Annotated in this window: 22 protein-coding genes and 3 pseudogenes; 1 reads left to right on the top strand and 24 read right to left on the bottom strand. The window is 39.5% G+C overall.

Features of this window, described 5'->3' with window-relative positions:
• Positions 1 to 22: 22 nt before the first annotated feature.
• The 22 genes and pseudogenes from STRDD10_RS06595 to STRDD10_RS06700 all read right to left on the bottom strand — a co-directional run bounded on the left by STRDD10_RS06595 (position 23) and on the right by STRDD10_RS06700 (position 21,026).
• The gene (locus tag STRDD10_RS06595; RefSeq protein WP_067194131.1) at positions 23 to 391 is read right to left on the bottom strand and encodes a S1 RNA-binding domain-containing protein; all 369 of its coding nucleotides are present in this window, start codon (positions 389 to 391) and stop codon (positions 23 to 25) included.
• 5 nt (positions 392 to 396) lie between these two features.
• A complete protein-coding gene (locus STRDD10_RS06600) occupies positions 397 to 1,797 on the bottom strand; it encodes a bifunctional Cof-type HAD-IIB family hydrolase/peptidylprolyl isomerase (protein ID WP_067194133.1) in 1,401 nt (466 codons plus the stop codon).
• A gap of 339 nt (positions 1,798 to 2,136) precedes the next feature.
• A complete protein-coding gene (locus STRDD10_RS06605) occupies positions 2,137 to 2,769 on the bottom strand; it encodes a response regulator transcription factor (RefSeq protein ID WP_067194134.1) in 633 nt (210 codons plus the stop codon).
• Positions 2,770 to 2,789: 20 nt separating this feature from the next.
• Complete coding sequence (locus STRDD10_RS06610) at positions 2,790 to 3,779, bottom strand: envelope stress sensor histidine kinase LiaS (RefSeq protein WP_067194135.1); 990 nt, start codon at positions 3,777 to 3,779, stop codon at positions 2,790 to 2,792.
• A complete protein-coding gene (gene liaF / locus STRDD10_RS06615; RefSeq protein WP_067194136.1) occupies positions 3,776 to 4,471 on the bottom strand; it encodes a cell wall-active antibiotics response protein LiaF in 696 nt (231 codons plus the stop codon). The genes STRDD10_RS06610 and liaF overlap by 4 nt, the downstream gene beginning before the upstream one ends.
• A gap of 356 nt (positions 4,472 to 4,827) precedes the next feature.
• Complete coding sequence (gene ileS / locus STRDD10_RS06620) at positions 4,828 to 7,620, bottom strand: isoleucine--tRNA ligase (RefSeq protein ID WP_067194137.1); 2,793 nt, start codon at positions 7,618 to 7,620, stop codon at positions 4,828 to 4,830.
• Positions 7,621 to 7,865: 245 nt separating this feature from the next.
• Positions 7,866 to 8,684, bottom strand: a complete 819-nt coding sequence (locus STRDD10_RS06625) for a DivIVA domain-containing protein (RefSeq protein ID WP_067194139.1) — start codon at positions 8,682 to 8,684, stop codon at positions 7,866 to 7,868.
• A gap of 9 nt (positions 8,685 to 8,693) precedes the next feature.
• Positions 8,694 to 9,485, bottom strand: a complete 792-nt coding sequence (locus tag STRDD10_RS06630) for a YlmH family RNA-binding protein (RefSeq protein ID WP_067194141.1) — start codon at positions 9,483 to 9,485, stop codon at positions 8,694 to 8,696.
• Positions 9,485 to 9,739, bottom strand: a complete 255-nt coding sequence (locus tag STRDD10_RS06635) for a YggT family protein (RefSeq protein ID WP_067194143.1) — start codon at positions 9,737 to 9,739, stop codon at positions 9,485 to 9,487. The genes STRDD10_RS06630 and STRDD10_RS06635 overlap by 1 nt, the downstream gene beginning before the upstream one ends.
• Entirely contained in the window at positions 9,739 to 10,392 is a 654-nt protein-coding gene (locus STRDD10_RS06640) for a cell division protein SepF (protein ID WP_067194145.1), read from the bottom strand. The genes STRDD10_RS06635 and STRDD10_RS06640 overlap by 1 nt, the downstream gene beginning before the upstream one ends.
• A gap of 9 nt (positions 10,393 to 10,401) precedes the next feature.
• Positions 10,402 to 11,073, bottom strand: a complete 672-nt coding sequence (locus tag STRDD10_RS06645; RefSeq protein ID WP_067194147.1) for a YggS family pyridoxal phosphate-dependent enzyme — start codon at positions 11,071 to 11,073, stop codon at positions 10,402 to 10,404.
• 290 nt (positions 11,074 to 11,363) lie between these two features.
• A pseudogene (ftsZ, locus tag STRDD10_RS06650) lies at positions 11,364 to 12,347 on the bottom strand (cell division protein FtsZ); the annotation flags it as partial.
• Positions 12,348 to 12,362: 15 nt separating this feature from the next.
• Positions 12,363 to 13,763, bottom strand: a complete 1,401-nt coding sequence (gene ftsA / locus STRDD10_RS06655; protein ID WP_067194155.1) for a cell division protein FtsA — start codon at positions 13,761 to 13,763, stop codon at positions 12,363 to 12,365.
• 121 nt (positions 13,764 to 13,884) lie between these two features.
• Positions 13,885 to 14,727, bottom strand: coding sequence for a cell division protein FtsQ/DivIB (locus STRDD10_RS06660; RefSeq protein WP_067194156.1), 843 nt, complete (start codon positions 14,725 to 14,727; stop codon positions 13,885 to 13,887).
• Between the two features lie 23 nt (positions 14,728 to 14,750).
• Positions 14,751 to 15,044, bottom strand: a complete 294-nt coding sequence (locus tag STRDD10_RS06665) for a hypothetical protein (protein ID WP_067194159.1) — start codon at positions 15,042 to 15,044, stop codon at positions 14,751 to 14,753.
• On the bottom strand, positions 15,045 to 16,112 hold the full coding sequence (locus STRDD10_RS06670) for a UDP-N-acetylglucosamine--N-acetylmuramyl-(pentapeptide) pyrophosphoryl-undecaprenol N-acetylglucosamine transferase (RefSeq protein WP_067194161.1): 1,068 nt from the start codon (positions 16,110 to 16,112) through the stop codon (positions 15,045 to 15,047).
• Positions 16,113 to 17,464, bottom strand: a pseudogene (gene murD, locus STRDD10_RS06675) (UDP-N-acetylmuramoyl-L-alanine--D-glutamate ligase).
• Between the two features lie 90 nt (positions 17,465 to 17,554).
• Positions 17,555 to 17,806, bottom strand: a complete 252-nt coding sequence (locus STRDD10_RS06680; protein WP_067194166.1) for a DUF3165 family protein — start codon at positions 17,804 to 17,806, stop codon at positions 17,555 to 17,557.
• A 54-nt stretch (positions 17,807 to 17,860) separates the two neighbouring features.
• Positions 17,861 to 19,708, bottom strand: coding sequence for a translational GTPase TypA (typA, locus tag STRDD10_RS06685; RefSeq protein WP_067194168.1), 1,848 nt, complete (start codon positions 19,706 to 19,708; stop codon positions 17,861 to 17,863).
• A 147-nt stretch (positions 19,709 to 19,855) separates the two neighbouring features.
• Positions 19,856 to 20,242, bottom strand: coding sequence for a rhodanese-like domain-containing protein (locus tag STRDD10_RS06690; RefSeq protein WP_067194171.1), 387 nt, complete (start codon positions 20,240 to 20,242; stop codon positions 19,856 to 19,858).
• A 9-nt stretch (positions 20,243 to 20,251) separates the two neighbouring features.
• Complete coding sequence (locus STRDD10_RS06695) at positions 20,252 to 20,455, bottom strand: YqgQ family protein (RefSeq protein ID WP_067194446.1); 204 nt, start codon at positions 20,453 to 20,455, stop codon at positions 20,252 to 20,254.
• Between the two features lie 70 nt (positions 20,456 to 20,525).
• Positions 20,526 to 21,026 carry a Dps family protein gene (locus tag STRDD10_RS06700; protein ID WP_197458314.1) on the bottom strand — a complete coding sequence of 167 codons (501 nt, stop codon included), beginning with the start codon at positions 21,024 to 21,026 and terminating at the stop codon, positions 20,526 to 20,528.
• A gap of 328 nt (positions 21,027 to 21,354) precedes the next feature.
• Between STRDD10_RS06700 and STRDD10_RS06705 the strand changes: the two are divergent.
• A pseudogene (locus STRDD10_RS06705) lies at positions 21,355 to 21,965 on the top strand (prepilin peptidase).
• On the opposite strand, the gene trpA reads toward STRDD10_RS06705, so the two are convergent.
• Both trpA and trpB read right to left on the bottom strand, forming a co-directional pair.
• Complete coding sequence (gene trpA / locus STRDD10_RS06710; RefSeq protein WP_067194180.1) at positions 21,937 to 22,713, bottom strand: tryptophan synthase subunit alpha; 777 nt, start codon at positions 22,711 to 22,713, stop codon at positions 21,937 to 21,939. The pseudogene STRDD10_RS06705 and the gene trpA sit on opposite strands and share 29 nt — an antisense overlap.
• On the bottom strand, positions 22,706 to 23,652 hold a 947-nt coding region (trpB, locus tag STRDD10_RS06715), incomplete at its 5' end, for a tryptophan synthase subunit beta (RefSeq protein WP_231853386.1). The genes trpB and trpA, both read right to left, overlap by 8 nt.

The following is a 23,652-nucleotide window of genomic DNA, read 5'->3' on the forward strand; positions in this document are numbered from 1 at the left end:
CAATTTATCTTTTAAAAAGCGATTATTTAGTGTTTTTATTTGCCTGTAAAAATTGTTTACTTTCACGAATCCATTGAGGCATTGCTTTAGCTAAAGGAGCAAAACCAAACTTGTGACGACTATTTGAAAAACGATGGCGCTTAGGAAAATGATGTTTTTCCTCTTCCAAGGTACGCATAGACAGGCTTGCTTTCCCTGTAAATTCGTCATAGTCCATCACCTGAACCAGTACGTTCTGACCAATTTTTAAGAAATCATGAATATCATCTATAAAACCCGTTCGGATTTCTGAGATATGGATCAAACCTGTAGCTCCTGTTTCCAGCTCAACAAAGGCTCCATACGGTTGAAGTCCCGTGATTTTTCCTTGGATTTTATCTCCAATCTTCATCTAGCTTAATCCTCAATTTTAATGGTTTCTATTACAACATCCTCAAGTGGTTTATCCATAGTTCCAGTTTCTACATAAGCAATCTCATCTAAAACCTTATAAGAAGCTTCATCCATCAATTGACCGAAAACTGTATGTCTGCGATCCAAATGTGGAGTTCCGCCTTCATTTGCATAAATTTCGGCAATAGCTTCCGGCCAACCACCACGGGTAATTTCTTTCTTAGAATAGGGGAGATTTTGATTCTGCACAATAAAGAATTGACTACCGTTTGTATTAGGTCCAGCATTTGCCATAGACAAGGCTCCACGAATATTATAGAGTTCTTCTGAAAATTCGTCCTCAAAAGATTCTCCATAAATTGATTCTCCACCCATACCAGTACCAGTTGGATCTCCACCTTGAATCATGAAATCTTTAATAATACGGTGAAAAATCACACCATCATAATAACCATCTTTGGATAAGGCAATAAAGTTTGCTACCGTTTTTGGTGCTTGCTCTGGGAAGAGTTTAATTTTTAAATCACCATGATTCGTTTGAATCAAAGCAACTGGACCTACTGTATTTTCAATATCTGTTTGTGGAAAGTTTCGTTCTTTTTCTACCATTCCTAATCCTTCTAAGGCATAAAAAATGCCATCTTCTTCTACTGTTTTTGTGATGTAATCTGCTTTTTCTTTGACTTTTTCATGTGATAATCCCATGGCGATACTGATACCAGCATAATCAAACAGTTCAAGGTCATTCAGTTCATCTCCAAACACAAGAACATTCTCAGGCTTAAGTCCTAAATACTCGACAATTTGTTCAACTCCTCTAGCTTTTGAACCATTTACTGGAACCACATCAGATGAATGGGGATGCCAACGAACCATCCGAAGACTCTCTTTAAGACTATCTGGTAAGACCAACTGATCTCCTTGTTCTTCAAATGTCCACATTTGGTAGATGTCCTCTTCTAGGAAAAACTCTGGATTCACTGGTAAATCTGGATAGACTACATCTATTGTATTACTAATCGTGGGGGTTCGAACAGATAGGGCCGCATGATGACTTCCTACCAAACCATAGTCGATTCCTACTTCCTTGGTCCAAGAAATATAATCTTCTACCTGTTTACGTGAAATACAGTTTTGATAAATGACGTTTCCATTTTTATCTTCTACATAAGCCCCGTTTAAGGTCACAAAAAAATCTGGTTTTAAGTTACGAATCTCAGGAACCACGCCAAAAATTCCTCTACCAGAAGCAATCCCTGTTAAGATTCCTCGTGCTCTTAATTGCTGAAAAACAGATTGGATTGATGCTGGAATATAGCCCGTATCCTTGACACGAAGGGTATCATCAATGTCAAAAAAAACGATCTTAATTTTTTTAGCCTTGTAACGTAATTTTGCGTCCATAACTCCCTCCTTCTCCTCGACATACCTTCTCATTATACCACATTTTTGATAAAAAAGGGTGAGTGGGAAAGCAGATCCTTGTCATCGAGATAAACTTAATTGACATACAGTTCACATAAACTTGGAAACGACTTAAGACTCTCTATAAGAGAAATCTTGGTTCTTTCATTAGGTTCTGTTTAAAGTCCAAAAAACAAACGAAAACCATCTACCATATCAAAGAAAGTAGTGTTGTAGCCAACTGATATTAGGCTAAACTGTTATAAGGATTCATTGTCGAATACTAAACACATTTTAAACTCGCGATACCTAAACTCAAAGAGCACTTACTAGTCTACCTTACTGATCATCCTGGGAGACCAAATGATGACGAAATGCATAAACAACGGCTTGTGTTCGATCACTGACTTGAAGTTTCCCTAATATATTTGATACATGTGTTTTTACCGTTTTTAAAGAAATAAACAGTTCATCAGCTATTCGCTGATTTTCATATCCTCTCGCAATCAGAGCCAGTACATCACGCTCGCGAGCTGTTAAGTCATCATGGAGCTCCACGTGATTTCGGTGATGCTGAATTCGTTCATCCACCTCTGTCTCAATCGCTAATTCTCCCTTTTCCACCTTATGAATAGCTTTCACAATCTCATGAGCAGCAGATGTTTTCAGCAGATAGCCTTTAGCCCCAGCATCCAAAACAGGATATATTTTCTCATTATCTAAGTAAGAGGTTAGAATAATAATTTTGGCACTCTTCCACTCTTTTAAGATTGCTAAAGTAGCCTCTATTCCCGTCATCTCCGGCATAACAATATCCATAATGATTACGTCTGGTCGTAGCTTTAGAGCTAACTCTACCCCTTCAATACCATTGCTTGCCTCTGCTACCACTTCCATATCCGGTTGCAAATTTAAGTAGGATTTTAAGCCTAATCGAACCATTTCATGATCATCTACAAGTAAAATTTTCATTTTTATTTCTCATTTCATTTCTAATCAAGAAGGGGAACTCGAATATCAATCGCTACCCCTTTTTTAGGAGCTGTTAATATTTTTACACTCCCAGCCATATCTAAAACTCTGTCTTTAATATTTTTCAAACCATAGCTCATCTCAGTTGCTTGCTCTACGTTAAAACCAACTCCATTATCTGTCATTTTTAACTGTAACTCGTGTTGCCTTTGAATCAGGAAAATATCCAAACGGTTCGCTTTAGCATGTCTCAGGGTATTGCTGATAATCTCCTGAGCTATTCTAAAAATATGCTCCTCAATTTGTTTAGGTAAAGACTGAACCTGGTGTTCAAAAACAACCTCCATATTACTTTTATCCCTCAGTTCATTGACTAGAACTTGAAAACCAGCCACTAAACTTCTTCCTTCTAACTCTGTTGGTCTCAAATGTAAAAGTAATACCCGCAAATCTTTTTGAGCAGTTTCTAAAATATCTGATACACCTCTTATTTGGCTCTTTAACTGCTCTGTTTGAAGTTCTTCAATCTGTCCCTCGACACCAGACAAAATTAAATTGGCTGCAAAAAGCTCTTGACTAACCGTATCATGTAAATCTCTAGCAATTCGGTTACGCTCTTTTTCTACGATTTCTTCCTCTCGGTGGAGCTCTTGATTTTCTGATTTTTGTAAACTTTCTGTCAATGAAGTAAGTTTTTCAGAAATCCGCTTCAAATCGCTATTGAGTTCTTCTTGTGGAAGTTTCTGCAAATCTTTTCCTTCTATAATCGCCTTAAGATTACGCTGAATACTTATTGTAGTAGTAAATTCTATTAATTTAATCAGAATCACTAAGAAAAGCATTAAACCAAACGATAAAGTTAGGATAAAAAAGATAAAACGTTGTAGACGATTAAAATCTACAATCAACTGTTGCCAAGAAATGTCAAATAAGGTAAATAGGTAATAAACTATCATCCCTAAGACAAGACTAGAATAGAAAAATAGTAAGAATAAATATTTTCTCTTCATTTTCTAACTACCTCGATACTTCCTACCAAGGTTGATAAGACAATTTTGACACTTCTATTTGCCTTTTGGTAATCAGAACTAGTCAGAGAAATACTTTCATTACGTAATTTATGATGTTCTTCATCCATAAAGTACAAATCCCCATATAAACTATTTGCCTGCAAACTGATAGCAATATCAACAGGTACAACAATTTTGGTATCTCCAAAGAATTTACGCACAAGAATCACATTATCATGATTACTGATAATGACATTCTCCAAATGGATAGTATCCTTACCATAAAAACGATGTAAGTTGATATCTTCAAACTGACAAAAATCCCGATGAAAGTGATGCAAGTCTCCTAACCATCGGTTCCGTTCTTGGTTTGCTTCGACATCTTGATTAAAAATCAAAATAGTTTCTTTATTCTCTTTATAAAAATAAGGAGACGCTACAATCAACCCATAAACAACCGCAAATAATAAAGAAGCAATGACGTAGGGATTTCCAATGATAATCAAGAAAAATAATATACTAGCAGTTACCAATAGGAAATTGCCTCGTTGCTTACCAAAATAATAATAAATGAGAAGTAAAACTAAAACGGCTAATAAAATAAAGCGTGAAAAACTTTCAGCTAAAATACTAATCACTGCCATCGTTAGAAGCATAGCTTCCACAAAAATAAAAAATTGAATTTTTCTCATAACGAACTCTTTCTATACTCTTATTGTAGCAGTTTTATCAAAAAGAGTCATCCATCCAAGGTAGGATATTGATAAATGGTGTACTAATTTAACTATTTTTAAATCTACAATTGTTACAGCAGTATTCACGCAAAAGCTATTATGGGAGAACTAGTGTAGGTGAAAGCTTTCCACTAGTACGACTTGAATTTCAAATGACTTTAAAGCACCTCTATTTCCCACAGAATCATTCTTTTTTTCATCTCTCTATAGTTAACAATGAACCAAAAACCCACATCAGTTTTTTCTGATGTGGGTTTTACAATTAATAAATCTGAAAGGGTCGTAAATACTCAACTCACCCTTTCTAAAAAAATTTATTTTTCTTCAAATCCTTCTGCAACTGCGTCTGCAAAGTTTTCTTCAACGATGCTTGCACAGTGATCACAGATAGTTGCATGGTAGTGGCGTTCAGCCGTTGTTGGATCGATGCGACGGCAACGGTCACAAACTTCACCTGCAGCGCGTTCAACTGTGAAGGCTACATCTTCGAAGCTGACAGCAGCTTCTGGAGCTGGTCCTTCAGCGATAGTCAACTCAGAAACAATCAAGAGTTGTGCTACATTGCTGTTTACTGCTTCGAGTAGAGTTTTCACCACTTCATTTGGATAAACTGTCATGTGTGCTTCAAGCGATTTCCCGATAACTTTTGCATTACGAGTTTCTTCCAAGGCTTTTTGAGCTTGTCCACGGAAGTCCATGAAGGCTGACCATGTATCCAAGATTTCTTCTTGATTAGCAAATGACTCTGCTTCTGGCAATTCTGACAATTGAACAAATTCTTCTTCTTCAAACTCAAGATATGACCAGATTTCCTCCGCAGTGTGAGGAAGGATTGGTGTCAAGAGTTTGGTTATTTTGACAAGGATGTCATAGAAGACAGTCTGCATTTGACGACGTTCAAGTGATTTGGCACCTTCGATGTAGACAACATCTTTGGCAAAATCAAGGTAAAAGGCTGACAAATCAACGTTGATAAAGTTCACCAAGGCCTTGTAAATTGTCAAGAATTCAAAGTCAGCATAGGCATCACGAATGGTCTTCACGAGCTGGTTAAAGCGAATGGTCATGTACTTGTCAACAGAACGAAGCTCATCGTAAACTACTGCATCTTGAGCCGGGTTAAAGTCAGATGTGTTAGCAATCAAGAAACGAAGGGTATTACGGATCTTACGGTAAGTTTCAGAGACTTGGCTCAAGATATCCATAGAGATACGTACGTCGTTACTTGAGTCCACACTTGTTACCCAGAGACGCAAGATTTCCGCCCCAAATTGTTTTTCAACATCGCTTGGAGCAATGGTATTTCCAAGAGATTTAGACATCTTCTCACCTTTACCATCAAGGGCAAAACCTTGTGACAAGATTTGTTTGTATGGCGCTACGCCATGGTTAGCAACAGATGTAATAAGTGATGAGTTAAACCAACCACGGTATTGGTCAGAACCTTCAAGGTAAAGGTCTGCTGGGTATTTGAGTTCTGGACGGTTGACCACTACTCCATTCCATGATGAACCTGAGTCGAACCATACGTCCATGATATCTGTTTCTTTCTTGAACTCGCCATTTGGTGAACCTGGATGCGTAAATCCTTCTGGCAAGAGGTTCTTAGCATCACGTTCCCACCAGATGATAGAACCGTGTTCCTCAAAGAGTTGAGCCACGTGCTCAATGGTTTCAGCTGTCATGATTGGCGTACCATCTTCAGCATAGAAGATAGGAAGGGGAACACCCCAAGCACGTTGACGAGAGATGACCCAGTCGCCACGGTCACGAATCATGTTGTAAAGACGCACTTTCCCCCATTCTGAGTGAAACTTCACTTTTTCAATTTCGTCCAAGATTTCTTGACGGAATTTAGATACAGAGGCAAACCATTGTGGTACTGCACGCCAGATGATTGGTTTTTTCGTACGCCAGTCAAATGGGTATGAGTGAGAGATTTCCTCTTGAGCAAGGAGGAGGTCTCCAAGTTTCTCGATAACAGTTGGAACAACCTTATCGTAGAACTGACCTGCAAAATCAGGACCAGCATTTTCCATCATGATTCCACGTTCATTGACTGTTACAGCAACTTCAAGACCATTAGCAATACCAACATTGTAGTCGTCCTCACCAAAACCAGGGGCTGTATGGACGATACCAGTACCAGAGTCAGTCGTAACGTGGTCACCAAGGATCACCAACTCATCTACAGCTGTATCCCATGGGTGAGCTGTCACGATTTGGTTCAATTCTTGACCACGGCAGGTCGCCAAGACTTGAACATCCGCCCAGCCAAATTTTTCAGACAAACTAATCAACAATTCTGAAGCAACCACAAACTTACGAGCTTCACCAGCAGGTTGTACCAATACATAATCAATATCTGCTCCAACTGTCAAACCACGAGATGCTGTGATAGTAAATGGTGTAGTAGTCCATACGACAATATAAGTATCCGTATCTAGAACGCCTTTTCCATCTTTGACGCGGTTAGCATAGTAAAGGGAAGTTGAAAGCAAATCATGGTACTCAATTTCCGCTTCTGCAAGGGCAGACTCAGATGACCAAGACCAGTAAACTGGCTTGGCACCACGGTAGATATAACCCTTATTAGCCATTTCACCGAAGACACGGATTTGAGCTGCTTCATAATCAGGAGTCAAAGTCACATATGGATTTTCCCAGTCACCAGAAACACCCAAACGTTTGAAATCTTCACGTTGTTTATCTACTTGAGAAAGAGCATACTCACGGCAAAGTTTCAAGTACTCAACCAGGTCCATTTCTTTACGTTTGACACCTTGTTTTGCCAAAACTTGCTCGATTGGCAGACCATGTGTATCCCAACCTGGGATATAGGGTGCATAAAATCCTGACATAGATTTTGAACGAACAATGATATCTTTAGAAATCTTGTTCATAGCGTGTCCAACGTGGATATTTCCGTTCGCGTATGGAGGACCATCATGCAAGGTGAAATGCGGTTTCCCTTGGTTCAATTCTTGACGACGTTGATAAAGTTTTGCATCTTCCCATTCTTTTTGCCAAACTGGCTCTTTTGTAGGAAGGCCTGCACGCATTGGGAAAGCTGTTTTCCCAAGGTTAAGGGTATCTTTGAGTTTCATAGTATCTCCTTTATAAATAATAACAAATTAAAAACCACGACTTCCAAAAAGGACGAAAATCGTGGTACCACCTTTATTCAAGAGGAACATTCCTCTCCTTAATCTGTCGATAACGGGACTACCGTCAAATCTTACTTTATTCGGACTTGATGAACTGAGATGATAAACCATTTAATAGAGATTGTAGATCTTTCACCGACACCTACTCGCTAGAAATATACTAAATGGCTCGTATTCTCACTTTATTATAAAATACTAACTGATTCTTTACCAGAGGTTGGTTCTGAGGTTGGTTCTATTGTTATAGTAGAATCTGCTTGCGAATCTTGTTGATCCGATTCGTTATTCAATGCAGCATTTACATCTTGTGCTAGATTTTCAAATGCTTGCGTTTCTAAAAGTTCTCGATTAGCTTCATCAATCCTTCGTTGCAATTCTGCCATCTCTTCTGGAGAAAATTGACGAGTCATGTCAACTGCTTCTTCTTCTGTATGAAGAATTTCTTCTCCTAGCACTTCTGAAACTACTTCTTTAAAAGTAGTATCAGAAGTTTCAAGATAAGTAGCAGTTGGTCGCAGAATTTCTTCCCAATCCGATGATTCTACAATGGCTAATTGACTCTCAATTGTTGATTTCAATCGTTGGTGGAATACTCGAGTCTTATTTTTTAACTCTTCTGTTTCAACTGCAACTTTTTTCGCATTATCTGTTGCTTGACGTAGAATTTCATTTGCACGAAACTTTGCTTCTTCAAGCAAACGATGAGCATCTTGCTCAGATTGATGAATAATGTTATCAGACTGCGTCTTTGCAGCCATTTTCACCTTTTCTGCAGTATCTTGTGCAATAATTACTGACTGACTGAGAGATTCTTTCATCTCGTCAAAGTAGGTCAAGCGTTCTTCTAAATTTCTGATTTGCATATCTTTCTCATGATTACTACGAACTAAATCTTCATAATCATTAATTACGATATCCAAAAATTCATCAACTTCTTCCCTATCATAGCCACGCATACGGGAACCAAAAGTTTTGTCTTTAATATCCAATGACGTAAGTGCCATACTGTCTCCTTACTTACTTGTTATGATTTCAACAGTTACCTTATGTTTACCACTCTTTGATAATCCATCATCATATTTTAATTGAAAACGACCAAAGCCTCTCACACTAACCAAATCTTCAAGCATTAATGGAAAATCCGCTCGAACTTTTAGTGAATAATTTACTTTCACCATTCTTTTTGTGATTAGGTTTACAGCATTTGAGCGAGACATTTTCCAAACATTGCTAATCAGTTGATCTAAACGCATGCTTGAAACTAAAATTTCTTTTGTCACCACTTTTTTTTCATCGCTAATTTTTTCAGATAAGGGAATTTGACGTAATTCAACTGGAATTTTTCCAATTTTTTCTATATTATCTATAAAAAATTGAGCAAATTTTGCATCTACAAAAATTTGAGCACAATCTTGATTCAGTAAAATATCACCGAACACCGTACGCTCTATCCCAAGCTGATAAAGTAAGGTTCCTAGTATTTTTCCATGTGACAAATCGTGAAATTTACTAGGGTAGTCAATAGCCAACAAAGCAATATCAAAATCAGTTTTTTCAAGCTGATAATACTCCGGGGCCAATAACATTCTACCCATTTCTGTATTAGCAAGAACTAAACTCGAAAAACTCTGTAAACCATATCGATTTGCTAAGGATTCAACGATTTTCATTTGGTGAGGATTCAAAAAACGAGTCAACTCAAAAGTATAACGCTCCTCAACTCGTTCCAGTAAGTCCGTCATTTGAACAATGAAGTCCTTATCTTCTTGGGAAAAGTGCTGAAAAATTTGTTTATTATCTGCCATTAAAACAGTCTATAAATCCAATCTGTTATCAGGTTTAAAACAATCATAACCACCCAAACCGTCCAATCAATTCCACCTAAAACAAGATTGAAACGACGGAATGGACGAATCAAAGGTTCGACAGCCCGCAAGACGAATTGACCGAATTTAGAATCATAAGCCCCAGGAAACCAAGATAACAGAGCATAAATGACTAATAGTAAACTATATGCTCGAATTAAATAGAGTATAAAAATGAGTATCAAGTTCATCATTAACGTCTTTTCATATCAAAATCGTATTCACTAATTGGGGTATCATCAGGCAAACGAATATCTTCTATATTGACAATAACATTAATTGGCGTTAATAGATACATCGTGTTTGCTACCTTACGTAAATTACCCGCCAGCACATATCGAGCTCCATCTAAGTAATCTAAACAACGACGTGCTTGAACCTCAGTCATATATTGGAAGTCAATCAAAATACTTTCATTAGCAATTAATGAGTCAACAATTTCAGTTGCTTCTTCATACTTTCTTGGATAACGAACATCAATGATGACTTTTTCACTATCCGTTTGACGACCTTGGGCCTGGGCTAATTCTTGTTGACGAGCATGTAGACGTGTGATATTTTTTTCAGTTCCTTGACTTTCTGTACTCACACGGGCTGACATCTGATGACGTTGTGTTTTAACAACTGTTTGTTTTGTTTCTACCACTGGACGCGATGCCTTTCTAGCAGTTTCACTTGATACGATTGGATTAGGTGTTGTAGATGATACTTGTTTTGGAGTTACTTCCCCCACAGCCGATGGCAATTCATTCTCCTGAGCTGTTTCGTTTACTTTTTCAACCTCTACCGCATCGTCATCTTCAGTGAAATAGCTGATAATGGTATCAAATCTATCTCTTAATGACATATTTATTTCCTACTTAAAAAATGATGTTCCTATTCTGACAAAAGTTGATCCATGATGTATTGCTGATGCATAATCACGACTCATACCCATACTCAAATCAGAAAAAGGCATGTTTGGTAACTGTTTTGCTTTTAATTGTAATTGTAATTGATGTGTTTTTTCAAAGAGTAAATCCAACTCTTTTTCATCTGCATCAATAGGCGCCATGGTCATAAGACCGATAATCCGAAGATTTGAATAATTAGCTAGTCGAGGTAATACTTCGTCTAAATCATTTGGATTAAAGCCATGTTTAGATGGTTCCCCTGATACATTGACTTGCAAAAAACACTTTATAGGGTGTTCAGCTCGTTTATCAATTTCTTGAGCTAATTTAAGAGAATCAAGGGCATGAAAGTAATCTACAAGATTAATAACATCTTTCACTTTTCTTCGTTGAAGGGTACCAATTAAGTGCCATTTAACCTTTGAATCTTTCAACGCTTGATACTTTTCAAGAAATTTGTCCACTCGATTCTCTGCAATATGGAGCACTCCTGTGTCAATCACTTTTCTAGCAGTATCCACATCCACATATTTAGTAACTGCAATAATCGTAATATCATCGACAGTTCTATGTGCTCCTAATGCAGCTTTAGCCACATCAGAAAAAATCTGCTCTTTGTTCTCTTTAATATTCACTGTTACCGATTTCTAAAAAATGGCGGTGTCTCAAGTTCATCATCGTCTTGATTTGGTTCCTCATAACGACCAACTGATACAGAATTTGTTCCTTCATTTTGACGAACAATGTTATCACGACGAAGATCCCAATCACCAAAAGCTGATGACGGAGTTGTTTGTCTACGTTCCCGACGTGGACGAGGAACTTCAACTTCTTCTTGCAAATCATACTCGTATTCACGTTCAAATCCACGTTGACTGGCACGAGTTGATTCTTGACGTTCCGCATGTCGTGAAGGACGATTTTGACGAATTCCAGATACTTGTTCCACACGTTCTTGACGAACACCTGTTGCCACGACTGTCACACGAATCTCATCTTTCATAGATTCATCAATTGAAGTACCCAACCATATATTGACTCCATGGCCTGCAGCTTGATTCACGATTTCAGATGCTTCTTCTGCTTCTATCAAAGTCATGTCAAGCCCACCTGTTACATTGACAATCACATCTTCTGCACCGTCAATTGTTGTTTCAAGAAGTGGGGAGTAGATAGCTCGACGGGCTGCTTCAACAACTCGTTCCTCTCCGCTACCAATACCAATCCCCATCAGAGCATTTCCTTTATTTTCCATCACGGTTTTAACATCAGCAAAGTCAAGATTAATTAAACCTGGGCTTGTAATCAAATCCGTAATTCCTTGAACTCCTTGACGAAGGACATTATCCGCTTCGCTAAGTGCTTCAAGAAGTGGAGTCTTCTTATCAACAATCTCAAGCAAATTATTATTTGAGATAATCAAGAGGGTATCCACATGTTCACGTAGCTCATTAATACCATCTATTGCATAAGTACTACGTTTTGTACCTTCAAAACCAAATGGTCGAGTAACAACGGCAACAGTTAATGCTCCAAGACCTTTAGCAATTCTTGCGATCACAGGTGCTGCTCCAGTACCAGAGCCTCCACCCATACCAGCAGTTATAAAGACCATATCTGCACCTGATAGTGCTTCTGTTAAAGTTTCTTCACTCTCTTCAGCAGCTTTACGACCAACTTCCGGTTGGCCTCCTGCTCCAAGTCCTCGAGTCAACTTAGGGCCTAACTGAATGACAGTTTCAGCTTGTGCACTTGACAATGCTTGCACGTCTGTGTTTGCTGCGATAAACTCAACACCAGAAACTCCTTCAGAAATCATACGATTGATGGCATTACCACCGCCACCACCGACACCGATTACCTTAATTACTGCTCCTTGTGCTGCAGCAGCATCAAATGAAAATGTCATATTTCCTTATTCTCCTTATTCAAACATATTTCCGATTAACCCTCGAACACGATCGCCTAATTTTTGACGAGCGGGTGGCTCAGGTTGAGAAGGTGGAGTTGGAAGTGGTTCCATATTTGCTTCTGTATTGACCACCTGCGTACTTTGATTTTCAACGGGTATCGTATCAACAGGTGTTATAGGTTGTTGTGAAACCACTTGACTCATCGGTTTTGGATTGAAGTCCATAACTGGTTGATTGCGCAGAATTTCTTCCCCACGAACTGCTGCTTGTGCTAGCATTTCAACTTCTGTTAATTTCCCAGCATATTCTGCAAGGCTAATCACTTGAGCAAAAGCTGGATTTCGAATTCCGATTTGATTTGGAACATAAAGTTTAACATTAACACCAAAAGCTTCCCTAGCTAGTTCGGCTAATCCAGGTAAGATCGCTCCACCACCAACGAGAATAATTCCTCCAGGTAAATCTAAAAGATGACGTCGTTCTAAATCTTGTCGAATCTGTTCAAAAATATGCTTAATTCGAGCAGAAATAATTTCCGCTAAATAACGCTCTGAGATTTCGACTGGTTCCACCTCGCCAATCACTTCGACTTGAAACGTATCCGACTCACTAGCAAGAGATGGAAAGGCTTCACCATAGTTGAATTTCAATCCTTCTGCGATTTTTTTAGATGTACGCAAGACTTTAGATATGTCTTTTGTTACATAGTCGCCACCTTCTTGATAGATATTTGTGAATTGTAATTCTTGTCCACGGATAGAAGCAACTGTTGTCTGGCCACCTCCCAGATCCACAATACTAGAGCCAAATTCACGCTCTCCTTCGTTTAAAACTGAAAGAGATAAAGCAAGTGGAGAAATAATTACATTTTCAACCGTAACACCTGCTCGTTCTACTGTCTTTCTAAGGTTGTGAAGGATAGTTCGAGGTCCTGTATATAAAAGCCCTCGCATTTCTAAACGAATTCCCATCATTCCACGAGGGTCGCGAATGTTTTTAAAACCATCAACAATAAATTCTTCTGGAACAAATGTAATCACTTCACGATCCGGCGTCATGCTTTTCGTCAAGGCCGAACGAACAACATTTGCAACATCTTCATCCGTAATTTCCTTATTGTTAGAAGTTACAGGAATCATCCCTTGAGTCGCTTCAATTTGCAACAAATTAGCCGGCAATCCAACATTCACTTTTTCAATGTTGATACCCGCTTTTTCCTCTGCTTGACTAATGGCAGACTTAATCGCAACAGCAGCCGCATCAATGTCTACAATAATCCCGTCTTTAACACCATCACTTTTAGCATTGCTGACACCAATAACGTTCATTTCTCCATCAATATACTCGGCAACTAATACTTTTATGGTGCTTGTACCAATGTCTAAACCGGTAAAAAAGCCATTTCTAGCCATCACATCAGTCCTCTCTATCCTGTAGTTTCATTCTAAAACAATAATTTTATCGCAAATCATAATTATTCAAATTTTATTATAACACAAAAAATTAAAATTTGGCATATTTTATTTGTTAAATTTATGTTCCAAATTCTTGATTATCTACCGGAGTCGTTTGTTCAGTATTTTCATTACTATCCTCCGTTTTTTCTTCCATTTCTCCACTTGTTTCCGTACCAGCTTCTATAGTGCCCACTTCCGTATTAGTCTCAGCATTTGTTTCTGTACTTGCTTCAGTATTTTGCTGATTGTTACTAGCTGTTGCTGCTGACTGACTATAGCTAAAAATACCTGACTCCATATCCACAACACTTGGTTCAGTTAGTTGGGCTTGGATAGTTTCATAATATGACAATTTACGTTTTATATCGGACAGGGGAACTAAAACTTTATGTTCTCCCGTCATCGTAACTGTGAGTAAATCTCTAGTTGCATTTGTTGGAGTTAATTCAATTGATTGAATTTCTTTTTTTAAAGAAGCTGGCATCTTAATAAACTGTTCTACAAACTGTCGTATTTTCTCTGCATCTGAAAATTGAACTAATGGTTTACTTTGTTTTTCCTCTGGTGTTTTTGCATTTTCAACAACAACTCCATTGATTAAAATTGGATAATACTTTCCTTCACGAACCTCGTAAGCGATGATATCATACTCTTTTATTTGAATCGTAAAGGTAGTCGGAAACTGATAGCTCATACTCACTCCCTCTATCCAAGGGCTAGAAGCTAATAGATTTCTTTCATATGCTTTTTGGCTAAGGAAGGTTGTAAGGGTGTAATCATTTTCTCCTATAGCTGAGGAGGTCAAAATATCCTTTGTTGAAACTTCATTATTCCCTTTTACATTGATAGTTTTTTGAATTCCAAGTGGTGTGATAAAATAAAGTGATAGAATCGTCATGAGAAAAAAGAAGGCAAGCACTGACGTTGCTCTTAACTTATGTTTCAGAGGAATGGTTGCTTTCGTTTTTTTATTTTTTCTGTCTTTTCACCCATAAATGGGATGTCCTGTAAGGGACTGATGACTTCTTCTTCAACTTCATCAGCTAGTATTTCAGCTTGTTTCTCTTCTTTTCGTTCACGTTTTGGAACTGTTTTTAGGTTTTCCCGTCTCTGTTTTTCTTCTGTTTCTTTTTTCTTTTTTTCTTCTAATTCTTTTTTTGCTAGATAATCCCGATGAAGTTTTCGCCATCCTGATAGTTCATCTACTTCGTCTGGTATTTCTTTATCTTTCACCATTTAATTTCCTTTACTGATATCTGATAAGATAAGCTCATAAAATTCTTCTAAAGACTTTATTTCTTGACTTTCCTGCATGGCTCTGTAATAATTTCTTTTATTTTCTAAGAGTTGCTGAATCGTATTTTCCAAAGAAGTTAAAGAAAGATCTGCTTCAGAAATTGTTGCAGCATATCCTTTTTTTTCAAAATAGGCCGCATTTTCAAGTTGGTCACCACGACTAGCTTCTTTTCCTAAAGGAATAATCAGATGAAGTTTTTTCATAGCAACTAGTTCAAACAAAGTATTTGAACCTCCTCTCGTCACTACTAAGTCTGCTAGGTGCATCAAAGGCTGATAGAGATTTGTCACATAATCTACTCGATAAATATTTTTTTCTAAACTATTGAGGCTACTATCTCCTGTCAAATTGATAATATTGTAGCGACTCGTTAATTCGTCTTGATATCCCGAGATAAAATTATTAAAGACCCGAGCACCAGCAGATCCTCCTACAAAAAGAATTGTTGGGAGTTTTTCATCAAAGTATTGTTTAATTTTCTCAATTTGTTGCGAATCATACTCGCCTTTATCAGCTACCTTAGTTACAGCTCCCACATGTTTTACTTTTGCCAATCCTGAAGTTTGCTCAAAAGTCGCATACATCTTGGTCGCAAATTTATAGGCGATTTTGTTAGCCAAGCCCATGGAAAGATCCGATTCATGGATAAAGACCGGCACTCCTGATAGGCGCGCTGCAATAACAGGCGGTACAGAGACGAAACCTCCCTTTGAAAAGAGGGCCTGTGGGCGCAGCCGGAGCATGATTCCAAGAGATTGGACGATACCGAAAGCTACCTTGAAAACATCCCATATATTTTGCCAAGAAAAATATCGTCGAAGTTTTCCAGTTGCGATAGAATGAAAGGTCACATCCAGACCAGAGCGAGAAATTTCTTGGTACTCAATCCCATTCTTATCCCCAATATAGTGGACTTGCCAACCATCTTCGATAAACTTAGGTATTAACAAAAGGTTGAGGGTTACGTGTCCTACCGTTCCCCCACCTGTAAAAACAATTTTTTTCATCTATCCTTTAAACTCCGCAATTGTGTCGATAAAGAGGTCACCACGGACTTCAAAATTGGCATACATATCCCAGCTAGCATTGGCAGGACTGAGAAGAACGACATCTCCTGCTTGCGCTTCTGCAAAAGCTTTACGGGTCGCATCTGCAATATCTGTCGCATGCACATAAGCTACAGCAGCCTTCTCCGCCGCTCGTTTCACACGCTCTGCAGACTGACCGAGGATAACCATCTTCTTGAGGCCGGTAATGTCTGGCACCAATTCGTCAAACTCATTCCCACGATCCAATCCACCTGCAATCAAGATGACCTTGCTGTTGTCAAAACCAGATAAGGCTTTTTGGGTAGCCAAGATATTGGTTGACTTACTGTCGTTATAGAATTTGACTCCTTCAATTTCATCCACAAACTGGAGACGGTGTTTGACACCACCAAAGGCTGAAAGAGTTTCCTTGATGGTTTGGTTGTCTACACCACGAAGCTTAGCTACTGCAATAGTCGCAAGGGCATTTTCTACATTGTGGCTACCTGGAACACCAATCTCAGCTGCAGCCATGACAGCTTCGCCTCGGAAATAAAGAATCCCGTCTTCTAGGTAGGCGCCGTCCACCTTTTCTAGGGTTGAAAAGGGCACAACGGTAGCCTTTGTTTTTGTAGCCAAATCTTTTGCCAAGTCCTGATTAAAATTCAAAACAAGGAAATCAGTTGCTGTCATATTGTTCTGGATATTCCACTTAGCAGCCACATAGTCTTCAAAAGAACCATGATAGTCAATATGAGTTGGCATAAGGTTGGTAATGACTGCAATTTCTGGATGGAATTCTTGAATTCCCATGAGTTGGAATGAAGAAAGTTCCATGACAAGTGTGTTCTTGTCTGTCGCAGTTTGAGCAACCTGACTAGCTGGATAGCCAATATTCCCTGACAAGAGACCGCCTTGACCAGCAGCTGTCAAAACGTCCCCAATCATAGTCGTTGTGGTTGTTTTCCCATTTGAACCAGTGATACCGATAATCGGCGCATCTGAAATCAAATAAGCCAACTCCACCTCTGTCAATACTGGTATCCCCTTAGATAAGGCTTTTTCAATCATGGGATTGCTGTAAGGAATTCCTGGATTTTTGACCATAAAGGCAAATTCCTCATCCAAGAGTTCCAATGGATGGCCACCTGTGACCACCTTAATTCCCTCTTCTAGCAAACCTTGGGCAGCTGGATTTTCCTCGAAAGGCTTGCCGTCATTTACAGTTACTATCGCTCCCAATTTGTCTAACAAACGAGCCGCAGACTCACCTGACTTAGCAAGTCCTAAAACAAGTATTTTTTATTTGCAAATTTTTTTATATTTTTCATGTATTGATAGACTCTCTCCAGTTTATTCTCACTACTATTTTACCATTTTTATGAAAATAAAAAAGCCACAAAGGGCTTTTTCATATGGATTTAGGATTTTTTCTTTCGAATAGGCATTTTTTTCAAATCTTTATAGGCCAACCAACCTAGGCCTAGTAAAAGTGCTCCAATAAAATACTCCGTCGGTAATTGGAAGATCCGAAAAGTCGCTAAGACCAATAAAATTAGAAAAATTACCAGTAACAAAATAGCTGTCACAGCATGGAAGGTTGGTTTAATACTTTCTGGGACCGCAAAAATATAATACAGTAAAATCAAAATACCGATAATTAAATAAAACATAGCTCCTCCAATGTCAGACTAGCAAAGACAGAACACTTTGGAACACTGAAAAAACTATTCAGTAGCCGCTGATTTTTTCTTTTTGTTGGCTTTCTCACGTTCTGCTTTGTTAAGGATTTGTTTACGCAAACGGATAGATTCAGGCGTTACTTCCATGTACTCATCGTCGTTCAAGAACTCAAGCGATTCTTCAAGGGTCAAGATCCGAGGGGTCTTAATAACTGCTGTTTGGTCCTTAGTAGCTGAACGAACGTTGGTCATTTGTTTAGCCTTAGTGATGTTAACTGTCAAGTCATTTTCACGAGAGTTTTCACCGATAATCATACCTTCGTAAACCTCAGTACCTGGGTTGACAAAGATGGTACCACGTTCTTCAATGGACATGATAGAGTAGGTCGTAGCCTTACCAGCGTCGATAGAAACCAGAGCACCACGGTGACGACCACCGATTTCACCTGGAATGAGTGGCAAGTATTGATCAAATGTATGGTTCATGATACCGTAACCACGAGTCATTGACAAGAACTCAGTTGAGTAACCGATCAAACCACGCGCTGGAACTAGGAAGACCAAACGAGTTTGACCATTACCAGTTGAAATCATATCTAACATTTCACCCTTACGTTCAGAAAGGCTTTGGATAACAGATCCTTGGTATTCTTCTGGAGTATCGATTTGAACACGTTCAAACGGCTCACATTTAACACCATCGATTTCTTTTACGATAACTTCTGGACGAGATACTTGGAGTTCATAACCCTCACGACGCATAGTTTCGATAAGGATTGACAAGTGCAATTCTCCACGACCTGAAACAGTCCATTTATCTGGTGAATCAGTTGGGTCAACACGAAGGGAAACGTCTGTTTGCAATTCTGCTTGCAAACGTTCTTCCACCTTACGAGAAGTCACCCATTTACCTTCTTTACCAGCAAATGGTGAATTGTTAACCAAGAAGGTCATTTGAAGAGTTGGCTCATCGATGTGTAGGATTGGAAGAGCTTCAACGGCGTCTGTCGGCGTGATGGTTTCACCGACAAAGATATCTTCCATCCCTGAAACGGCAATCAAATCACCAGCCTTGGCTTCCTGGATTTCACGACGTTCCAAACCAAAGAAACCAAAAAGTTTAGTAACTCGGAAATTCTTCGTTGTACCATCTAGTTTAGAAAGGGTAACTTGGTCTCCAACCTTCACCGTACCACGGAAGACACGACCGATTCCGATACGTCCTACGAAGTCGTTGTAGTCCAAGAGTGAGACTTGGAACTGCAATGGTTCATCTGAGTTATCCACTGGAGCTGGGATATGGTCGATAATGGTGTCAAAGATTGGTGCCATAGTCGCTTCTTGGTCAGCTGGATCATCTGACAAGGAAGAAGTTCCGTTGATAGCTGATGCGTATACAACTGGGAAATCAAGCTGGTCATCATCTGCTCCAAGCTCGATGAAGAGTTCCAAGACTTCGTCTACTACTTCTGCTGGACGTGCGGATGGTTTATCGATTTTGTTAACAACCACGATAGGAACAAGATCTTGCTCCAAGGCTTTTTTCAAAACGAAACGCGTTTGTGGCATGGTTCCTTCGTAGGCATCTACGACCAAAACAACACCGTCAACCATTTTCATGATCCGCTCAACTTCTCCACCGAAGTCCGCGTGTCCAGGTGTGTCCATGATGTTGATTCGCGTTCCGTTATAGGCAACGGCAGTGTTTTTCGCAAGGATGGTGATTCCACGCTCTTTTTCAAGGTCATTGGAGTCCATTGCACGCTCTGACAATTCAGTACGAGCATCCAAGGTTGATGATTGTTTGAGCAATTCGTCAACGAGGGTTGTTTTCCCGTGGTCAACGTGGGCGATAATCGCAATATTGCGAATGTCTTCTCTAAGTTTCGTCATGATTTCCTCTATAAATTCAAATTTTATTTCTAACCTAACGATTATAACACAGTTCTAAAGAAAAATCACACCTGAGCTGGGTGTAAATGTTTTCATGGAAGAATCTTTTTCTTGCATAGAAAAAGCCTATCCAGAGAGATAGACCATTTATTTTGCAGTTTTGGCTTTGCCATTCCATTCATTAATCCCAAAATCTAAGATATAGATCTCTTTATAACCGTTTTTTCGAAGTAAAAGTGCTGCATTTGAGACTAACTGTGAACGACTATTTTCATAAATTAAGACAGGCTTGTCCTTACGAAGAGCAGCAAGACTGTCTTTTAATTGTGCCCCTTGAATATTACGCGCTCCTAAAATATGCTTACGGCGAAATTCTTCAGGGGTACGCAAATCCACTAACTGACCACTCCGAATAAGGCCAGCAAACGTTTCATTATCTACGATTTTAGCTGCTTTTCGAATTCTCCAGTAATTATACCCCATCCATCCTACAACAGCCAATAATATCGTCCATAACAGAATCGTTCCCCACATAATTTTCTCCTATTTCTCACGTTCCAACTCAATTTTATATTCTCGCCGAAGTACACCTTCAGCCTCAAAAAACTCCAATTTGTCCATCAATCCAGCATCATAAATCCGCTTTAGTTCAATTCTCATTAGTTCAATGTCATAAAGCCTTTTACCCATATAGACAATAATGCCAAACCGTTTGAGATATTGTTGAACATCGTAAAGTGTTTTCATAGCTTTTATTTTAACATAAAAAAATGGGATTATCAATAAGAAAAAAGAGCCTTTCGACTCAATTTTAGGATTATAAACCAGGTGCTTGACCAAGCTCAGCCGCTAACATCCAGATTGTTTTTTCTAGCTCTGCTTTTGCTCCAACAAAGATATCATTAGTAACGTCATCACCTTCTTCATCAGTCACATCCAAACCTTTCTGGAAGAGTGCAACCAAATAACGAAAAAGTTCCAAAACACGCTCCAAACTAGCTGGTACATCATGGAATTGCCCTTCATATTCCTCAATTTCACTATGTTGAAGAAACTCAGTCAAACTTGAGTATGGTGTACCACCAAGTGTAATCAAGCGTTCACTGATTTCATCCAAGTAACCATCAAGCGTCTCCATGTATTCATCCATTTTAGGATGCCATATCAAAAATCCAGTACCGCGCATATACCAGTGAACTTGGTGAAGGGCAACGTGAGCCACGTACAAATCCGCTACCGCTTGGTTAAGTATTTCTTTTGTTTTTGCTAATGCTACTGAAGCATTCATTACAGTTACGTCTTTTGCTGCGTTTGTCATTTTTTTATTCTCCTTGTTTATGAACATTTATTTATTTTAGATTTCTCTATAAATAACTCTAAAACCTTTACTAGAATGATTCTAATTAATTATTTATAGATTAATTATAATCATTCTAAATAATAAAGTCAAGATATTTAACTTAAATGAGAAAAGTTGCAAAATTTCAGAAAATACCATCTACAACTGATAACTTATTCAATTTCTCCAAAAAATATTCATGCTTTTACAATTAAACATCTAGTATCTGCATTTATTTGATTTTCTACGAATAAATAAGTATGATTCAGTTTTATTTTTTCTTGTTGGAAGTAGTTTCGCTTCCTTTTTGGGGCTTGTCATCGACCGTTTCCCTGAGAAGTCCATTATTGCTCCTAGCAGTCACTGTGATTCCTGCCAGACTCGTTTAAAAGCTTGGGATTTGATTCCCATTCTCTCCCAACTTTTCAATCGCTTTCGCTGTCGCTACTGCAAGGAACCCTATCCTTACTGGTATGCTCTTTTTGAGTTGGGCTTAGGGATTCTTTTTCTAATCTGGAGTCTAGGAATCATTAGCAGTGGGGAGTTGGTTCTCATTACCTCAGGGCTTACACTGAGTATTTACGACATTCGGCATCAGGAATATCCCCTCCTAGTCTGGAGCTTCTTTCACCTAGCTCTCCTAGCACTTTCTAGCTGGAATCTGGTCATGGTTTTCTTTCTTATCCTAGGAATTTTGGCTCATGTTATCGATATTCGCATGGGAGCGGGGGACTTTCTCTTTCTAGCTTCCTGCGCGCTCGTCTTTAGCGCGACCGAATTACTCCTCTTGATTCAGTTTGCTTCTGCGACGGGCATCCTGGCCTTTCTTCTGCAACAAAAAAGGAAAGACTTCCTTTCGTGCCTTTCCTCTTACTTGCTACTTGTCTGATTATTTTTGGTAAGCTACTGCTTGCTTAATAAATTCTTCAATGGGCTCTCCTTGGTGGAGGGCTTTTACAATTTTCGAACCAACAATGACGCCATCTGAAACGGCATTGAAGCGTTCCACATCGGCTTGACTAGAGACTCCAAAGCCTGTCAAGACCGGAATAGCAGCTGCAGCAGATAAGGTTGCCAAGTGCTTATCCAAGTCGTCACGGTAGCTGCCTGCTTTTCCAGTTACCCCGTTGATCGCAACAGCATAAACAAAGCCCTCTGCTCCCTCGATTAGCTTTTTCTGGCGTTCTAGTCCTGTTGTCAGGCTCACCAGGGGAATTAGAGCGATGTCTGAATCCTTGAGATAGGGTTCTACAAGATTTTGATGTTCATGGGGCAGGTCTGGGATGATCAAGCCCTTAACGGCTGTATCTGCCAAATCTTCAACCAAGCGCGCAATGCCATACTGATAGAGCGGATTAAAGTAGGTCATAATGACAAGAGGAACCTCAGTTTGAATGGTTTTTAGAACCTCAATCAAGGACTCGGTAGAAGTCCCGTGAGCTAGACTACGGAGGCCTGCTTCTTCGATCACAGGTCCATCCGCCACGGGATCTGAAAAGGGAATGCCGACTTCAATGGCTGAAACACCTAGGTCTTCTAGAAAATGAATCGTTTCTGCGAGGTCTGCAAGCCCTTTTTCATGATCTCCAGCCATGATATAGGGAACAAAAATTCCCTTACCACTAGCTTTAATCGCTGTCAATCTGTTCGTTAATGTCTTAGGCATGGCTTTCTCCCTTCTTTGCAGCGTCTGCTTCCAAGCGGTCTTTGACTTGAACCACATCCTTGTCTCCGCGACCAGAGAGGCAGACGATCATGGACTTGTCTGGTCCTAATTCTTTGGCTAATTTGACCGCAAAAGAAATAGCATGGCTGGACTCTAGCGCGGGAATGATGCCCTCGATACGGGACAATAATTGGAAGGCTTCTAGAGCTTCCTGGTCTGTAACAGGAACGTACGTTGCCCGTTTGATGTCATTAAAATAGGAGTGTTCTGGTCCAATTCCTGGATAATCAAGCCCCGCTGAGATGGAGAAGGCTTCAAGGATTTGTCCATGTGCATCTTGGAGCACATCCATGAGAGCTCCATGGAGAATTCCTGGACACCCCTTGGTCAAAGTCGCTGCATGGTGCTCGGTATCAACACCCAAACCAGCTGCTTCTGCACCATACATAGCAACAGAAGTGTCCTCTACAAACGGATGGAAAAGCCCGATAGCATTGGATCCTCCCCCCACACAAGCAACAATGGCATCTGGAAGAGCTCCATCATTTTGATCTTTGAATTGGCGCTTAGCTTCTTTTCCGATCACACTTTGGAAGTCACGCACAATCTCTGGGAATGGATGAGGGCCCAAGGCAGACCCCATAATATAGTGGGTGTCGTCCACATTAGCCACCCAGGCACGCAGGGCGGCGTTAACCGCATCCTTGAGCACGCACGATCCATCTTTGACAGCTTCAACTTTAGCGCCCAACAATTCCATCCGAAAGACATTCAGAGCTTGACGCTTGACGTCTTCTTCGCCCATATAGATGGTACATTCCATATTAAAGAGGGCTGCGGCAGTTGCAGTTGCAACTCCGTGTTGACCAGCTCCTGTTTCTGCAATGATCTTGTTTTTACCCATGCGTTTAGCAAGGAGCACTTGCCCTAGAGCATTAT

The organism is Streptococcus sp. DD10 (assembly GCF_001578805.1).
GTDB lineage: Bacteria > Bacillota > Bacilli > Lactobacillales > Streptococcaceae > Streptococcus.